This window comes from Mesorhizobium sp. P2_E10 (assembly GCF_056404235.1).
Map to the genome: position 1 here is coordinate 561,776 of NZ_JBFUEK010000002.1, position 16,040 is coordinate 577,815.

General features: G+C 63.7%; 13 protein-coding genes, 1 tRNA gene and 1 pseudogene. 7 read left to right on the forward strand and 8 right to left on the reverse strand.

Annotation, left to right across the window (positions count from 1 at the left end):
- Positions 1-95: 95 nt before the first annotated feature.
- The 4 genes and pseudogenes from AC1D0N_RS07395 to AC1D0N_RS07410 form a co-directional block, all read right to left on the reverse strand.
- The gene (locus AC1D0N_RS07395; protein ID WP_477243112.1) at positions 96-548 is read right to left on the reverse strand and encodes a cupin domain-containing protein; all 453 of its coding nucleotides are present in this window, start codon (positions 546-548) and stop codon (positions 96-98) included.
- Positions 549-716: 168 nt separating this feature from the next.
- A pseudogene (locus AC1D0N_RS07400) lies at positions 717-1,347 on the reverse strand (hypothetical protein); the annotation flags it as partial.
- 153 nt (positions 1,348-1,500) lie between these two features.
- Positions 1,501-1,574 (reverse strand) — tRNA-Gln (locus AC1D0N_RS07405).
- A 141-nt stretch (positions 1,575-1,715) separates the two neighbouring features.
- Complete coding sequence (locus AC1D0N_RS07410; protein WP_477242779.1) at positions 1,716-2,645, reverse strand: putative bifunctional lysylphosphatidylglycerol flippase/synthetase; 930 nt, start codon at positions 2,643-2,645, stop codon at positions 1,716-1,718.
- Positions 2,646-2,916: 271 nt separating this feature from the next.
- Here AC1D0N_RS07410 and AC1D0N_RS07415 point away from each other — a divergent pair, with 271 nt between their 5' ends.
- Together AC1D0N_RS07415 and AC1D0N_RS07420 are read left to right on the forward strand one after the other, a co-directional pair.
- On the forward strand, positions 2,917-4,266 hold the full coding sequence (locus AC1D0N_RS07415) for a Ppx/GppA phosphatase family protein (protein WP_477242780.1): 1,350 nt from the start codon (positions 2,917-2,919) through the stop codon (positions 4,264-4,266).
- 58 nt (positions 4,267-4,324) lie between these two features.
- Complete coding sequence (locus AC1D0N_RS07420; RefSeq protein WP_477242781.1) at positions 4,325-5,038, forward strand: RlmE family RNA methyltransferase; 714 nt, start codon at positions 4,325-4,327, stop codon at positions 5,036-5,038.
- A gap of 18 nt (positions 5,039-5,056) precedes the next feature.
- Here the strand turns inward: AC1D0N_RS07420 and AC1D0N_RS07425 are convergent, their stop codons facing one another.
- Positions 5,057-6,478, reverse strand: a complete 1,422-nt coding sequence (locus AC1D0N_RS07425; RefSeq protein WP_477242782.1) for an MFS transporter — start codon at positions 6,476-6,478, stop codon at positions 5,057-5,059.
- Positions 6,479-6,770: 292 nt separating this feature from the next.
- Here AC1D0N_RS07425 and guaB point away from each other — a divergent pair, with 292 nt between their 5' ends.
- The 3 genes from guaB to AC1D0N_RS07440 are packed head-to-tail and all read left to right on the forward strand — an operon-like array spanning position 6,771 to position 9,311.
- Positions 6,771-8,273 (forward strand): IMP dehydrogenase, encoded by a 1,503-nt coding sequence (guaB, locus tag AC1D0N_RS07430; RefSeq protein ID WP_477242783.1) that lies wholly within the window; start codon positions 6,771-6,773, stop codon positions 8,271-8,273.
- Positions 8,224-8,859, forward strand: coding sequence for a hypothetical protein (locus AC1D0N_RS07435; RefSeq protein WP_477242784.1), 636 nt, complete (start codon positions 8,224-8,226; stop codon positions 8,857-8,859). Before guaB ends, AC1D0N_RS07435 begins: the two co-directional genes overlap by 50 nt.
- A gap of 32 nt (positions 8,860-8,891) precedes the next feature.
- A complete protein-coding gene (locus AC1D0N_RS07440; RefSeq protein ID WP_477242785.1) occupies positions 8,892-9,311 on the forward strand; it encodes an MAPEG family protein in 420 nt (139 codons plus the stop codon).
- 65 nt (positions 9,312-9,376) lie between these two features.
- Here the strand turns inward: AC1D0N_RS07440 and rnd are convergent, their stop codons facing one another.
- The 3 genes from rnd to AC1D0N_RS07455 all read right to left on the reverse strand — a co-directional run bounded on the left by rnd (position 9,377) and on the right by AC1D0N_RS07455 (position 13,212).
- On the reverse strand, positions 9,377-10,528 hold the full coding sequence (gene rnd, locus AC1D0N_RS07445) for a ribonuclease D (RefSeq protein ID WP_477243113.1): 1,152 nt from the start codon (positions 10,526-10,528) through the stop codon (positions 9,377-9,379).
- Between the two features lie 75 nt (positions 10,529-10,603).
- Positions 10,604-11,848, reverse strand: a complete 1,245-nt coding sequence (locus tag AC1D0N_RS07450; RefSeq protein ID WP_477242786.1) for an MFS transporter — start codon at positions 11,846-11,848, stop codon at positions 10,604-10,606.
- 119 nt (positions 11,849-11,967) lie between these two features.
- The gene (locus AC1D0N_RS07455) at positions 11,968-13,212 is read right to left on the reverse strand and encodes an MFS transporter (RefSeq protein WP_477242787.1); all 1,245 of its coding nucleotides are present in this window, start codon (positions 13,210-13,212) and stop codon (positions 11,968-11,970) included.
- Between the two features lie 120 nt (positions 13,213-13,332).
- Between AC1D0N_RS07455 and AC1D0N_RS07460 the strand changes: the two genes are divergently transcribed.
- Together AC1D0N_RS07460 and aspS are read left to right on the forward strand one after the other, a co-directional pair.
- Positions 13,333-14,091, forward strand: coding sequence for a DeoR/GlpR family DNA-binding transcription regulator (locus tag AC1D0N_RS07460; RefSeq protein WP_477242788.1), 759 nt, complete (start codon positions 13,333-13,335; stop codon positions 14,089-14,091).
- A 113-nt stretch (positions 14,092-14,204) separates the two neighbouring features.
- On the forward strand, positions 14,205-16,001 hold the full coding sequence (aspS, locus tag AC1D0N_RS07465; protein ID WP_477242789.1) for an aspartate--tRNA ligase: 1,797 nt from the start codon (positions 14,205-14,207) through the stop codon (positions 15,999-16,001).
- Positions 16,002-16,040 lie beyond the last annotated feature (39 nt).

Genomic DNA, 16,040 nt, shown 5'->3' on the forward strand with positions numbered 1-16,040 from the left:
GAACCCCGGCACCGGGCCGGGGTTAAGATCTGGCTAGCCCGGCAGATCAGAACGGCGTTCGGCCGTTCGACTGTTCAAAGCCAGACAGCGAACCGTCACTTTTTGCTCGGATCGTCCGCCGGGTTGACATAGGTGATGGCGAAGGGCCCTAAGCCATGAACCTGGACGATCGTATCGCTTGTTGTCCAGGCGTAGTGGTTCATTCCGGTCGGGGCCACGCCGAAGCCGCCGGCAGTCAGTTCGACGCCTTTCGCCTCGTCGAGCTTGTCGCCCATTCCGATATGAAAGTTGCCGGAAATCACCGTCACATATTCCGACGTCGGGTGATTGTGCGCGGGGATCTTGTAGCCGGCGGGCAGCTTCAGCCGCAGCACATAGATGCCATCCTTTGACGGATCTCCGGCGACAACGGCCATGTCGGCGCCAGCGGGCAGGACAGCGGGAGCAGGGCCCCATTTGATGCTGTCGGCGTTCACAGGCATGTCGTCGGCAAACAGCGGTGCCGTCGCAAGAAGCAGCAGCGCCAGCGTCGAGGCAAATCTAAGCATCGAAATCTCTCCATCTTTCACAAGGCGTGGCACCCAAGCGTCAAGGCTGAGCCACGAACCGCCGGGGCCTACCAAGGCCCATGCCTGAGCACATCCCCCGCGCGGGGGAGGTGACGGAGTTAGGCGCCTCTGCCGGTGGCGGGATTTGAGCGGGTCGGACTTTCTCAAGTTGGTCCCTTGGGGCGGCGCTTCATTCTTGCCAGCCCGCCAGCTCCGGCAGGTCGTCAAGCCAGCTTTTCTCCGTCATCAAGGCATCGCCGGCCTGCGGCGCAGTCTCGGTGGCGTTTTGAATGAGCCAGTCCATCCACTTCCGATAAGCAACCGGATCCAGTTGGGGCGGCAGCACCTTGGCCTTGGCCAGCATACGTTTGCGGAAGCTGACTTGCCGGCGCAGTTTGGTGGTCGTGAACTTGATTGGCTTGCCCTGGTATTCAACCGTCCAGCGCCCATCGCCGTGGCTGGTGAGCCTGTCGATGGCGAAATCGACATCGACCGGCCTATCCCGCCAGGGAAGCTCGATGGCATTCTTTCTCAGATCGAGTGCCCATCGCCTGTAGTCGACCCCCGCACGCTGCGGCGGCAATACGCCAGCCTGTTCGAGCACCTTCCTGCGGAAGGCAGGCTGTTTCTTGAGCTGGCCTGTCGTCAGTTCGATGCGATGCCCACGGAATTCAACGTGCCACCGGATTCTGCCGTTGCCGAAATATTTCACCAGCCTGTCGATGACGAACTCGTCATCGGACAGCGCCACGCATCCCTGGCTGATGCTGTCGAGAATGTACTGGCTATCGGTGGGCATGAAGCGGCCTCGTCTGGGGACCTTTAAGGAAGCTTAGCCAATGGCACTCGCCAGCGGCCAGCGATCTTTTTCGCGCCGGGGGATCTCGCCGATGCAAAAAATGAAACGGGGTCAAACTGTCCCATTAAACGATTGTTTTTCTTATGGAATGTCTGGCTGGGGAACCTGGATTCGAACCAGGACTAACGGAGTCAGAGTCCGTGGGTCTACCGTTAACCTATTCCCCAGCAGGCGCTTGTCGCGCTGGTGGCCGCCAAAGCAGCTGCGCGTGCCTTGTAGCCGCCGACGGAAAATAGTCAAGCCTGCCGAGCGTTTCAATCACCGGGTTTCATCGATCTGTTTCAGGCAAGCGCTTTAGGCGCAGCGCCTCAGCTCTCGGCCCGCCCAAATTGCGAGCGTTCGAAGAACAGCACGATGCCGAGCGCGATCAGCAGCGGGATGATCAGGTAGAACAGCCGGAACACCAGCAATGCCGCCAGCACGCCGACCGGGTCCATATGCGACAGACCGGCGAGGAACACGACCTCGAACACGCCGAGCCCGCCCGGCGCGTGCGAGATCTGAGCGATCGAGAACGACACCAGGAAGACGCCGAGCACGACGAAATAGCCGGGATTGCCTGAGGGCAGGGCAAAGAAGATAATCGCTGCCGCCGCCAAAAGCTCGATCGGGCCGATCAGCAATTGCCGCGCGACGATCGGCAGCGCCGGGTAGTGCAGCTGGAAGCGACCGACCGTCAGCGGCTTGAGATGCAGCCAGCTGCCGAAGATGTAGGCGCCGACGAGGATCAGCATGGCGAGGCCGGCAGCGATCGCCAGCCCATGGTGTGGGGCGCCGGAGAAGCGGTCGATGATTTCGGGTTCGAGCACCAGCACGATGCCGGAGACGAAGATCGTCGACAGCATGAAGGTGATCCAGCAGATCGCCACCAGAATGCCGACATCCTGTCCCGTCAGGCCCCTGGTGCCGTAGGCGCGGTAGCGGATCACCGCGCCTGAAAACACCGAGCCGCCGATATTGTGCGACAGCGCATAGGTGGTGAAGGAGCAGAAGGTGACGAACAGCCACGACACTTTCTTGCCGATATGCAGCAGCGCGATGTGGTCGTAGCCGGCGAGTGAGGCATAGGCGACCACCGAACTCAGGCCGGCCAGCACCCAGCCGCGCGCCGGGATGGCGACGATGCCGGCCCAGACATCGTCGAGCGAGATGCCGCGCAATTCGTGCCAGAGTAGCAGCAGTGAAAAAATCACCGCCGCAATGCCGATGGCCGGCCAGAGATAGCGCCTCCAGTTCATGGCCCTCATGGCGGTGTCGTCATGCGTTGCAGCTCGGTTCCGGGGTCGGGGCGCAAAGATGTGATCAGCATTCACCCCTTCACTTGAGAAATGCCTTATTGAAGCCGGCTATTCAACCGGCATGACCTTGCCGCTGCCTGACGCCGGCAAAATTCGGCCCTTGCACTCTTGGTGATCCGGCCCGGCGCTGCTAGTCTGGCGGCAACTTAAAACACATGAAAGCGCCTGCTGCGTCCGGTTTCCGGTTCGCGCGGCGCCGGAAGGAACTGAAGTGGAAGACCACGACACCGGCGTTGGCGCGCCGGAAGTGGGCGTGTCCAGGGCTTCGCCGCCGTCAGGCCAGGCAAGCCCATCCGCCGGGCGGCATCACGACCGCCGGGCGGGTCCGCAGTCCGGAGACGGGCAGGCAGGAGACGCCCAACATCAGAAGGGCAAGGCGAGAAAGCGGCGCAAGCGCCGGCGCGGGCGCAAGGTTTTTGCGCGCGACGAGAATCAGCCCGGTGGGCTCTTGGCGCCAGCGGTTATTCTCGCTCCAGCAATCCAGCCGCCCGTGGCGGCCCCTTCGCCTGCAACCGCGCCGGCAAGGCAGGAGCAGCGCGACTACCGGCCGCCGATGCAGGAACTGCCGGTGTTCGCCGCGCTCGATCTCGGCACCAACAATTGCCGGCTGCTGGTCGCGGTGCCGACGCGCCATGGCCAGTTCCGCGTCATCGACGCCTTCTCGCGCATCGTCAGGCTGGGCGAGGGGCTCACCGCCAATGGCCGGCTTGGCCAGCCGGCGATGGACCGCGCCGTCGAGGCGCTAAAGATCTGCGGCGACAAATTGCGCAACCGCAAGATCAGGAAAGCCAGGCTGATCGCCACCGAGGCCTGCCGCACTGCCGAAAACGGCGTCGAGTTCCTCGACCGGGTCGAACGCGAGGCCGGGCTAAAACTCGAGATCATCGACCGCCAGACCGAGGCGCGGCTGGCGGTGTCGGGCTGCGGCTCGCTGGTCGAGCGCGACACGCAAGGCGTCGTGCTGTTCGACATTGGCGGCGGCTCGTCGGAAATCGCGCTGATCGATCTCACCGGCCATCGCTCGCCACGGCTTGCCAACCACATCGTCTCGTGGACATCGCTGCCGGTCGGCGTCGTCTCGCTGGCCGAACGTTTTGGCGGCCGCACGGTAACGCGCGAGATCTTTTCCGCCATGGTCGAGGATGTCGCGGTGCGCCTTCGTGCCTTCGACGGCCGCGACCGGCTGGCCCATGTTCTGTCCAGCCCGAAGTTTCACCTGCTGGGCACTTCGGGCACGGTGACGACGCTGGCCGGCGTTCACCTTGATTTGGAACGCTACGATCGTCGCCGCGTCGACGGGCTGTGGATGGACCGCGACAGCGTCGACCGCATGGTCGAAAAACTGGTCGGCTGGGATTTTCAGCAGCGTGTCGCCAACCCATGCATCGGCGCCGACCGCGCCGATCTGGTGCTGGCCGGCTGCGCCATCCTGGAAGCGATCCGCGCCGTGTGGCCATCCGAGCGGCTGCGTGTCGCCGACCGTGGCCTGCGCGAAGGCATACTGAGCGAACTGATGGCCGACGACGGTGTCTGGCGCAACAGCGGGCGGGGCAGAGCATGATCCCGAAAAGTGGGGAGCGGGTTTCGGAAGAGATCATGCTCAAACAAGAAATCAAACAATGACCAAGAAACCAGAAAAACCAGGCTCCGCCAGCATTCGCGTGCTGAAGACGCGGATCAAGAAGAAAAGCGGCCTCAAGGAATCGTCGCGCCGCTGGCTGCAGCGCCACATCAACGATCCCTATGTCCAACGCTCCAAGGCCGACGGCTACAGGTCGCGCGCGGCCTACAAGCTGATCGAGATCGACGACAAGCATCATCTCTTGAAGCCCGGCATGAAGGTCATCGACCTCGGCGCCGCCCCCGGCGGCTGGTGCCAGGTGGCCGCGGCGCGGACGAAATCGACGGCGGAGAGCCCGCATGTCGTTGGCATCGACTATCTCGAAATGGCCGCGGTGCCCGGCGCGCCGGTGCTTTTGATGGATTTCCTCGACCCCGAGGCGCCGCAAAAGCTTGCCGAGACGCTGGGCGGCCCGCCCGACATAGTGCTCTCCGACATGGCGGCACCGACCACCGGCCACAAAAGGACCGACCACATCCGCACCATGTATCTGTGCGAAGTGGCGGCAGATTTCGCGCTGGCGGTGCTGAAGCCGGGCGGCCATTTTCTGGCCAAGACCTTTCAGGGCGGCGCCGAAAACGAGCTGCTGTCCCTGCTCAAGCAGAATTTCCGTTCGGTCCATCACGTCAAGCCGCCGGCTTCGCGTGATGAGTCGGTGGAGCTGTATTTGCTGGCGAAGGACTTCAAGGGGCGCGCGCCGACCGAAGGTTGAGGTCGCCGTTGCGTGGCCTCAATTGCCGGGAGGGCTAATCGGCTCCAATTCCTTGGGCGTTGTCAGCCTGCCATGGCCCGACACGGCGTTGCCTGCATCGGGCGCCAGCCGCATGAACGACAGTGATGCCGCTGCCGAAATCACGGCCACGATGAAGAAGGCGGTGTGGAAGTCGGCCAGCGTCAGCGGCCCGCCATGCAGCGTCTGCGACACCTCCAGGATGCCGCCCGCCACGGCGACGCCGAGCGCGATCGACAGTTGCTGGAAGACGGCGGCGATCGGCGTCGCCTTGCTGGTGTCGGCAGCCGAAATCTCGGCATAGGCGAGCGCGTTGACGCCGGTGAAGAACATCGAGCGGATGAAGCCGCTGGCCAGCAGCATGGCCAGCATCAGCGCATAGGGCGTGTCGGGCGTGAACAGGCCGTTGACGGCGATTGACGCCGCGGCGACCAGCGAACCGACCACCAGCACGCGGCGGAACCCGGCAACCCGAAAAATCAGCGCGGTGGCGAATTTCATGCCGATGGCGCCGATCGCCGAGACGAAAGTGATCATGCCCGACTGGAACGGCGTCAGCCCAAAGCCAATCTGGAACATCAGCGGCAACAGGAAGGGCACGGCACCAATGCCGATGCGAAACAGCCCGCCGCCGAGCACCGAGGAGCGGAACACCTGGTGGCGGAACAATTCGAGCGCAAGCAGCGGGTTTTTCGCATGGCGCGCATGCAGGAGGTAAAGCGCGCCCGACGCCAATCCGACGGCGACGGTGATGAAGCCGGCCATCGGCGGCAGCGCAGGCAAGCTGACTACCGACAGGCCGAACACGACGCCTGAGGCGGCGAGCCCGCTCAACACAAAACCGATGAAATCGAGCGGCGGCGTCTCGGTCGCTTCGGTTTGCGGCAGGAAGCGGGTGGCGAGCCAGATGCCGACCAGGCCGATCGGCACGTTGATCAGAAAAATCCAGTGCCAGGTGAAATAGGTGGTGATGAAGCCGCCGATCGGTGGCCCGACCAGCGGCCCGACCAGGGCCGGGACGGTCAGCCACGACATGGCGGCGACCAGCTCGCTCTTGGGCGTCGCCCGCACCAGCACCAGCCGCCCGACCGGGGTCATCATCGCGCCGCCTATGCCTTGCAGGAAGCGCGAGACCACGAAAGCCGGCAGCGAATCGGAGATCGCGCAAGCGACCGAGCCGACGATGAACACGCCGATCGCGGCTCGAAACACGTTCTTGGCGCCGAAGCGGTCGGCCATCCAGCCGCTGATCGGAATGAAGATCGCCAGCGACACCAGATAGGCGGTCAGCGCCAGCTTGAGCGCGATCGGGCTGGTATGGATGTCGATGGCGATCGCCGGCAGCGACGTCGCGATGACGGTCGAATCCATGTTTTCCATGAACAGGGCGACCGCCAGGATGAGCGGAATGGTGCGGTTCAACGAACGCGTCCGGACTTGATTCTTGTGTCGCCGACTGGGGGCAAGCCGACACGAGGGGCGGTTATCATGGCTTGGCCCGCATGTCGCATTAAATTGCTGTCACGTTTGCGCGACCGGCAACCAGAGGTGGTGTCTTCCTGAGCGAAACGTCACCTTTCCGGGAGCGTGCAATCATCGGCTTTTCATCGGCGCCGCGACGTGTTACGAGCCAGCGCCAATCCTGAAAGGGAAGAAGACGAGTCGGCGCTGTCCATTCTGGTCAAGCGCTTTTTCTGTATTCCGAGGACTGGCCATGGCAAAAATCATCGAAACGTCCACCGGCGCGCTGGCGCTGACCTTTGACGACGTGCTGCTGCAGCCCGGTCATTCCGAGGTCATGCCCGGTGAAACCGATATCCGCACCCGCATCGCTGGCGACATCGACCTCAACGTGCCGATCCTGTCGGCCGCCATGGACACCGTCACCGAGGCGCGGCTGGCCATCGCCATGGCCCAGGCCGGCGGCATTGGCGTCATCCACCGCAATTTCTCGCCGGCCGAACAGGCCGAGCAGGTGCGGCAGGTCAAGAAGTTCGAATCGGGCATGGTGGTCAATCCCGTCACCATCGGCCCTGAAGCCACGCTCGCCGACGCGCTCGGCCTGATGCGCACCTACTCGATCTCAGGCATTCCGGTGGTCGAGAATGGCGGCTCAGGCGGCCAGAAGGTTGGCCGGCTGATCGGCATCCTGACCAACCGCGACGTCCGCTTTGCCTCGGACCCGACGCAGAAAGTCTACGAGCTGATGACCCGTGAGAACCTGATCACGGTCAAGGAAAACGTCGACCAGGACGAGGCCAAGCGGCTCTTGCACCAGCACCGCATCGAAAAGCTGGTCGTTGTCGACAAGGACGGCAATTGCGTCGGCCTGATCACCGTCAAGGACATCGAGAAGTCGCAGCTCAACCCGCACGCCACCAAGGACGCGCAGGGCCGCCTGCGCGCTGCTGCCGCCACCAGCGTCGGCGATGACGGTTTCGAGCGCGCCGAGCGCCTGATCGATGCCGGCGTCGATCTTCTGGTCATCGACACAGCACACGGCCATTCGCAGCGCGTGCTGGACGCGGTGACGCGGGCCAAGAAACTCTCCAATTCGGTGCGCATCCTGGCCGGCAACGTCGCCACGGCAGAAGGCACACTGGCGCTGATCGACGCCGGCGCCGACGCCGTCAAGGTCGGCATCGGCCCTGGCTCGATCTGCACCACCCGCATCGTCGCCGGTGTCGGCGTGCCGCAGCTGTCGGCGATCATGTCGGCGGTCGAGACCGCGCACAAATCGGGTGTCTCGGTCATCGCCGATGGCGGCATCAAATTTTCCGGCGATCTCGCCAAGGCGCTCGCCGCCGGCGCGAGTGCTGCCATGATCGGGTCGCTGCTGGCCGGCACCGATGAAAGCCCGGGCGAGGTCTATTTGCACCAGGGCCGCTCTTTCAAGGCCTACCGCGGCATGGGTTCGGTCGGGGCAATGGCCCGCGGCTCGGCCGATCGCTACTTCCAGGCCGAGGTGCGCGACACGCTGAAACTGGTCCCGGAAGGCATTGAAGGGCAGGTTCCCTACAAAGGACCTGTGTCTGGCGTGCTGCACCAGCTTGCAGGCGGCCTGAAAGCCGCTATGGGTTATGTCGGTGGCCGCGACCTTGCAGATTTTCGCGAACGCGCCACCTTTGTACGCATATCCAATGCCGGACTTCGTGAAAGCCACGCCCATGACGTCACGATTACCCGCGAAAGCCCGAACTATCCCGGCGGAGCCTGATCAGCCCGATCAGTATGCGCTCTGGCGCGGCCTGACGGCCATGATCCTGCGGCTGTCGCGCCATGCTGCCGCACTCTGCGTGGTCTCAGCGGCGGTTTTCATCGCCATGACGGCGATGGAGTTCTTCTATTTCCGCAGCCTGAGCGGTGGGCTGCCGTCGCTCGACCTGCGCTTTGCCGGCTTCACCCCGGACGAGGGCATGGCCTGGCTGACGGCGCTCGGCCGGCGCGGCAGCGAGATCATCCTGGTCTGGCATTATCTGACTTTTGACCTTTTGTTCCCGGCGCTGCTGTCGGTGACCATGGTCAGCCTGATTCTCGCCACCGGGCGGCGGCTGACGAATTTTCGCGCCTTGTCGACGCAGCTACAATCGCTGGTCGCACTGGTGCTGGTGCTGCCCTATACGCTTGCCGACTACGCGCAGAACATCGCGGTTGCGCGGCTTTTGTCCGATTTCCTGTCGGCCAATCCGGATTCGCTGTCTTTCGCCTCGTCGCTGATCGTCACCAAATTCGCGCTTCTGGCGGTGCCGGCGATCGTCATTGCGGCCTTCACGCTGGCCGGCCAGCGCCGGCGTCAGGCGTGAGCAAAATAATCTAACGGGGCAGGGAACAGCTTGTGAACCAGACTGCGATCTTCTGGCCGATGCTGGCGCAGGTTCTGCTGATCTATCTCGTCTATGGCGTGATGGCCCGGCGCCGTTACGGCGCGGTCAGATCAGGCGAGGCCAGGGTTGGTCAATACAAGGTGCGCACCACCGAGCCGGCGTCCAGCGTCACCGTCGCCAACAATCTCATCAACCAGTTCGAGCTGCCGGTGCTTTTCTACGTGCTATGCCTGACGTTGCACGTGACCAACGGCGTCAACTACCTGACCTTGACGCTGATGTGGATCTTCGTGATCTCGCGCTATGCCCACGCCTGGGTCCATCTCACCAGCAACAATCTGCGCTTTCGCAGCCGCGCCTTCTACGTGGGCGCGGTGATTCTGTTGCTGGCATGGATCTGGTTCGCACTGCACCTGCTCGGAGCGGTGTAGGGAAGTTGTTTACCCTCCTCCTTGTGGGGAGGGTCGCTCCGCCGAGCGGAGCGGGGTCACGGCGTCTAGAGGTCGAACACCGCTATTCTGCGCTTGTCGAACTTGATGCCGATCTCGCCGCGCACCAGCTTGAGCGCCGCGTCCCCGAACACGGCGCGCCGCCAGCCCTGCAGCGCCGGCACGTCGGCGGCCTCGCCCTCGGCGGCGATGCGGTCGATATCGTCACTGGAGGCCAACACCTTCGAGGCGACGCCTTCCTTTTCGGCGACGATGCGCAGCAGCACTTTCAGCAGTTCGGCTGCAGCACTTGAACCTTCCGGCGGCTGAAAACTCTTCGGCAGCTTCGGCATCTCTTCTCTGGGCAAAGCAAGCGCCGTGGCGGTCACGCCAAGCAGCGTCGTTGCTGTCGACGAGCGTTCCCAGCCCTTCGGCGTGGTGCGCAGCTTGCCAAGTGCGGCCGCATCGCGCGGCGCCTGCTGGGCGATTTCGTAGATGGCGTCGTCCTTCAGCACCCGGCCGCGCGGCACATCGCGTTCGCGTGCCTCGCGCTCACGCCAGGCGGCCACCGCTTGCACGATCGCCAGCTCCTGCGGCTTGCGCAGCCGCATCTTCAGCCGCTTCCAGGCATCCTCGGGATGCGGATCGTAGGTTTCGCGGGAGGTCAGCACCTCCATCTCTTCGTTCAGCCAATGGGCGCGGTTTTCCCGCACCAGTTCGGCGCTGAGGTGCTGGTAGACATCGATCAGATGGGTGACGTCGGCCAGCGCGTAGTCGAGCTGCTTGTCGGACAACGGCCGATGGCGCCAGTCGGTGAAACGCGAGGATTTGTCGAGCCGCGCCCCGGTGATCCGCTGCACCAGCTGGTCGTAGGAGACACTGTCGCCGAAGCCGCACACCATCGCCGCCACTTGGGTGTCGAACACCGGATGCGGAACGAGATCGCCGAGATGGACGATGATTTCGATGTCCTGGCGCGCCGCGTGGAAGACTTTGACCACCGCCTCATTGGCCATCAGCTTGAAGAATGGCTTCAGGTCGATGTCGGGCGACAGCGGATCGATCAGCGCCGTCACGCCCGGCGCCGCCATCTGGATCAGGCAGAGAATCGGCCAGAAGGTCGTTTCGCGAATGAATTCGGTGTCGACGGTGACGAACTCCGACTTTTCGAACGCGGCGAGAACGGTCTCAAGTTCATTCTGGGTGGTGATGACGTGCATCAAATCGCTTTTGGCAAGGGTACGGTCTCTTTCAATTTCAGCCGCGCGGGCTTTCGTCAAGCCGCAGCCCCTTTATCAGGGCTCAGCGGACCCGTCGGAATCGCCGCTGCGCCTCGCCAGCCGGGCGAAAACCGTCGATGTGCGCAAAAGCGCGATGAACCGGCTGCGTTTGCCTGCCGGCACGCCGGAGCGCACCTGCATGCGGTAGAGGATGACGACGATGAAGACAGCGTAGACGGTGGCGCTGAACACGAACAGCGCGCTTGGCCCGAAATATTGCATCGCCGTCGAAGCGGCAAACGGGCCGCCAATGGCGCCAAAGGAATAAAAGAGCATCAAGGCCGCGTTGATCAGCACGAACTCGCCCTTGTCGGCGCGGTCGTTGGAATGCGCCGCCGAAAGCGAATAGAGCGGCATGGCAAAACAGCCGAAGATGAAGATGATGATAAAGTTCAGCGTCGGGTTGGTGCCCGCCACGAACACCAGCGCCAGCGCGGCAAACATGGCGCAGCAGGTGGTGATCAAGAGCACCCGGCGTCGGTCCCAGCGGTCGGAGAGATAGCCGAGCGGATACTGGATGATGGCGCCACCGAAAATGCCGACACTGACGAAGGTGACGACATCGGCGACCGACATGCCGATCTGTTCGGCATAGACCGGCGACAGCGTGCGAAAGGCGCTGTTGGTGACGCCGACGGCGATGCAGCCGAAGCAGCCGAGCGGCGAAATCCGCCAGACGCGCGCCAGATCGAGCTTGACCTCTTCGGGTGGCGCAGGGTTGGAACGGTCGCCGAGCGAGACAGGCACCAGCGACAAAGTGATCATGATCGACATGATGGCGAAGATGGCAAAACCGCCGGCGCCAAAGATCGGGATAAGGAACTGCGCGCCGGTCACCGAGCCGATGTCGACCATGCGGTAGATGGCCAGAACCCGTGCGCGATCCTTGTTGGTGACTCCGGAATTGAGCCAGGCTTCCATGATGGTGAACAAACCGGCAAAGCAGAAGCCGCCGGCAAAACGCACCGCGCACCACATCACCGGATCGATGACCAGCACCAGAAGCAGCGTGCCGGCGGAGGCGATCGCGGCCAGCGCCGCGAAGGCACGCACATGGCCGACCGCCTTCATGATGCGGGTGACGGCGAGGCAGCCGAGCAGGAAGCCGGCGAAATAGAAGGTGCCCATGAGGCCGATGGATGAGGCCGGAAAGCCTTCCTGCGCGCCGCGCAGCGCGATCAACGTGCTCTGCAGCCCATTGCCGCCAAGCAGGATGCCGGCGGCGAGAAGGAGCGGGATCAGCGGGCGGATCGAGGACATGGAGGACCGCGGTTGGATGGCTATGCTTTTCTGAACCATCGGTGCGGCCATTGCCAGCGGCTTATCCGCCAACAGGGCGTCTTGTTGCGACGACCTGTGCTTTTAGCAGTGAGAGCCGTTCATGCCTCGCTGGCCTGCGCCGACATTTTCCGCCGGGCCGGGTCGGGCGCCTCGCTCGACGGCGCCTCAGGCTTGTCCGACGGCGCCCGTCGGCCAAGCGATCCGGCGGTCAGCAGGCTGAGCGCGATGAACGGGATGCCGATGGCAAAGGCCGACCGGATGCCCCAATGCTCCGAGACGAAGCCGAGCAGCGGCGGACCGAGCAGGAAGGCGACGAAGGAGATCTGCGACAGCGCCGCGACATTGATTGCCGCGGGGCGATCCGTTCGCTGGGCGGCCGCGGAAATCGCCAGCGGAAAGAGCGCGCTGCTGCCGATGCCCAGAAGGGCAAAGCCCAGCATGGACAGGAATGGGGCAGGCGACAGGAAGACCAGCAGCACGCCCGCCGCCATGCTCGCCAACAGCACGCGCGCCACGCCGCTTGGCGAGTGGCGTTCGACGAAGCTGTCGGCGAAAAAGCGCGTGGTTGCTTGCGAGAATGCAAACAGCGCCACCGTGAACCCGGCGACGAACGGCCCCGATTCGAACACGGTGCGCATATAGATCGCCGACCAGTCCATGCTGGCGCCTTCCATCAGCATTGCCGACAGCGTCACCGCAACGAGGACAAGGATCGGCAGCGTCGGCCGTGCCAGCGTGGGTGCCCGCATGGGAGGCTCGTCGCCATTGCCGGCAAAGCGGCTTGGCGCAGGCTGGTAACCACCGAGAAACAGCGCCGTCGATATTGCTACCATCGGCACGACCATCGCCAGGTGCAATTGCGGCGAGACGCCGAGATGCGCGAGTGCCGCGCCGAACAGGCCAGCGCCGAAGAAGCCGATGCTCCAGAACGAATGTGCCCGGTTCATGATCCGGCGCTTGACCAGGAATTCCGTCCTGTCGGCCTCGACATTGAGCATGATCTCAATGCTGCCGATCATCAGCCCGACCGGAAACAGCATGAGGAACAGGGAGACAGGCCCCGGTGCGTGCACCGCGATCGCATAGGCCACCGTCAGCAGCGGAACCAGCCCGAGCAGCGCGCGGCGGAAGCCGACGCGCTCCAGTATCGGCGCCGCCAGGGTGAGCGCGGTCAAGGTGCCGATCGGCGTGCCGATCAGGCTGAGCCCCAGCGTGCCGTCCTGGATGTCCATGGCGTGCTTGATGTCAGGCAGTCGCGGAAAGATGTTGCCCATGCCAAACGAATAGATCGCAAACCCGGCATAAACCCGGTGTTGAGGGGCGAGGCTGAGGTCAAAAATCATCGCAATGCTTTCAACGAAGGAGGGGGCCGTCAGTTGGCTTGTCCAACTGCAGGCGCGCCTCGCTTCTTGCATAAACGTGCAAAACATGCAAGAACGTGCATAAAGAAACAGGATCATGCAATGCTCACCGATGAACGGCATCAGCTCATCCGCGACCGGCTTGCGGCGCAGGGCAGGGTATTGGCCGGCGAGCTGGCAACCCGGTTCGGCGTTTCGGAAGACACGGTCCGCCGCGACCTGAGGGAGCTGGCAAAGGCCGGGCAGTGCCGCCGCGTCTATGGCGGCGCGGTCGCTCCGGCGCCCTTCGCCGCGGCGCCGGTCGGCCAGCGCGGTGGCCATGCGGTCGAGGAGAAGATGCGGCTGGCGAGCGCGGCGGTGGCGCTGCTTTCCAGCGGGCAGAGCCTGTTCATCGATGGCGGCACCACCAATGCCGCGATCGCCAGGGCCATTCCGCGCGACCTCGATCTGACCATAGCCACCAATTCGCTCAGTGTTGCTTCGGCATTGTCCGATCATCCCCTGGTCGAACTGATCGTGCTGGGCGGCAGGTTCGATCGCGACCTTGGAACCTGTGTCGGCGGCGATACGCTGGCGGCCGTCGCCCAGCTTGGCGCCGATCTGTTTTTCCTGGGCTCCTGCGGTCTCGATGCCTCACGCGGCGTCACCGCTTTCGATTCGGCAGAGGCCGAAGTGAAGCGGGCCATGGCCAGGAACAGCGCCGGCATCGTCATCGCCGTCACCAACGACAAGCTGGCCACCGCCGCGCCCTACCGCGTCACTGGGCCTGAAGCGATCCGCCATCTGGTGGTTGAAAAGACCGCGCCGGCAGCGATCCTCGCGGATTTCGAACGGCAGGGCGCCGAAATCCACTTCGCCTGAACAGGCAGCGCCCGCACCCGCTTGCCTTGACAAAGCTGGGCTCTCATGCGCTTTTCGCGCAAATTTCGAGCCGGGCCGTCGGCCCGCAACCCCAGCATCCGGACTTAATCCCTATGACAATGCATCGTTACCGCAGCCATACCTGTGCCCAATTGCGAAAGAGCGACGTCGGCGCTTCCGTTCGCCTGTCGGGCTGGGTGCATCGCGTGCGCGACCATGGCGGCCTGCTGTTCATCGACCTGCGCGACCACTACGGCCTGACCCAGATCGTCGCCGACCCGGATTCGCCGGCTTTCAAGATCGCCGAGACCGTGCGCGGCGAGTGGGTCATCCGCGTCGACGGCGAGGTCAAGGCACGTTTGGCCGAGACCGCGAATGCCAATCTGCCAACCGGCGAGATCGAGATTTTCGCGCGCGAGATCGAAGTGCTGTCAGCGGCCAAGGAATTGCCACTGCCGGTGTTCGGCGAACCGGATTATCCCGAGGACATCCGCCTCAAATACCGCTTCCTCGATTTGCGCCGCGAGACGCTGCACAAGAACATCGTGGCGCGCACCAGGATCATCGCCGAGATGCGCAAGCGCATGGGCGAGGTCGGCTTCACCGAATTTTCGACGCCGATCCTGACCGCTTCATCGCCCGAGGGCGCGCGCGACTTCCTGGTGCCGTCGCGCATCCATCCCGGCACCTTCTACGCGCTGCCGCAGGCGCCGCAGCAGTACAAGCAATTGATCATGGTGTCGGGCTTCGACCGCTATTTTCAGATCGCCCCATGTTTCCGCGACGAGGACCCGCGCGCCGACCGATTGCCCGGCGAATTCTACCAGCTCGATCTGGAGATGAGCTTCGTCGAGCAGGATGATGTGCTGTCGACCATGGAGCCGGTGATGCGCGGCGTCTTCGAGACTTTTGCCAACGGCAAGCCGGTGACGCAGAACTTCCAGCGCATTCCTTATGACGTGGCGATGCGCAAATACGGCTCCGACAAGCCGGACCTGCGCAACCCGATCGAGATGCAGGCTGTCTCCGATCATTTCCGCGAGTCCGGATTCAAGGTGTTCGCCAACATCCTGGCCAACGACCCGAAGGCCGAAATCTGGGCCATCCCGGCCAGGACCGGTGGTTCACGCGCCTTCTGCGACCGTATGAATTCCTGGGCGCAAGGCGAGGGTCAGCCGGGACTGGGCTACATCTTCTGGCGCAAGGAGGGCGAAAAGCTCGAAGGCGCCGGACCGCTGGCCAAGAACATCGGCGAGGAGCGCACCGAAGCGATCCGCCTCCAGCTCGGCCTCGCCGACGGCGACGCCGCCTTCTTTGTTGCCGGCGATCCGAAGAAGTTCGTGTCCTTCGCCGGCGCTGCGCGCACGCGGGCCGGCGAGGAGCTGAACCTTGTCGACCGCGAGCGTTTTGAACTGTGCTGGATCGTCGACTTCCCGTTCTTCGAATGGAATGAGGACGAGAAGAAGATCGATTTCGCCCACAATCCGTTCTCGATGCCGCAGGGCGGCATCGACGCGCTCAACGGCGAGGATCTGCTCGGCATCAAGGCGTTCCAGTACGACATGGTCTGCAACGGCTTCGAGATCGCCTCCGGCGGTATCCGCAACCATCTGCCGGAAACCATGGTCAAGGCTTTCGAGACGGTCGGGCTGGACCGTGCGACGGTCGAGGAACGCTTCGGCGGTCTCTATCGTGCCTTCCAGTACGGCGCGCCTCCGCATGGCGGCATGGCGGCGGGTGTCGACCGCGTTGTCATGCTGCTGGTCGGGGCCAAGAACCTGCGCGAAATCACCATGTTCCCGATGAACCAGCAGGCCTACGACTTGCTGATGAACGCGCCGTCGGAAGCGAGCCCGCAGCAGCTTCGCGACTTGTCGCTGCGCGTCGCGGTGACGAAGAAAGAGGTTTAAGAACCTGGCTCAACCGGTTCTTTCGATTCGAGAATCGAC

Coding starts and splice junctions, on each gene's coding strand:
- AC1D0N_RS07395 (WP_477243112.1), bottom strand. CDS start 548: ATGCTTAGATTTGCCTCGACGCTGGCGCTGCTGCTTCTTGCGACGGCA.
- AC1D0N_RS07410 (WP_477242779.1), bottom strand. CDS start 2,645: ATGAACTGGAGGCGCTATCTCTGGCCGGCCATCGGCATTGCGGCGGTG.
- AC1D0N_RS07420 (WP_477242781.1), top strand. CDS start 4,325: ATGACCAAGAAACCAGAAAAACCAGGCTCCGCCAGCATTCGCGTGCTG.
- guaB (WP_477242783.1), top strand. CDS start 6,771: ATGGCAAAAATCATCGAAACGTCCACCGGCGCGCTGGCGCTGACCTTT.
- AC1D0N_RS07435 (WP_477242784.1), top strand. CDS start 8,224: ATGACGTCACGATTACCCGCGAAAGCCCGAACTATCCCGGCGGAGCCT.
- rnd (WP_477243113.1), bottom strand. CDS start 10,528: ATGCACGTCATCACCACCCAGAATGAACTTGAGACCGTTCTCGCCGCG.
- AC1D0N_RS07450 (WP_477242786.1), bottom strand. CDS start 11,848: ATGTCCTCGATCCGCCCGCTGATCCCGCTCCTTCTCGCCGCCGGCATC.
- AC1D0N_RS07455 (WP_477242787.1), bottom strand. CDS start 13,212: ATGATTTTTGACCTCAGCCTCGCCCCTCAACACCGGGTTTATGCCGGG.
- AC1D0N_RS07460 (WP_477242788.1), top strand. CDS start 13,333: ATGCTCACCGATGAACGGCATCAGCTCATCCGCGACCGGCTTGCGGCG.
- aspS (WP_477242789.1), top strand. CDS start 14,205: ATGACAATGCATCGTTACCGCAGCCATACCTGTGCCCAATTGCGAAAG.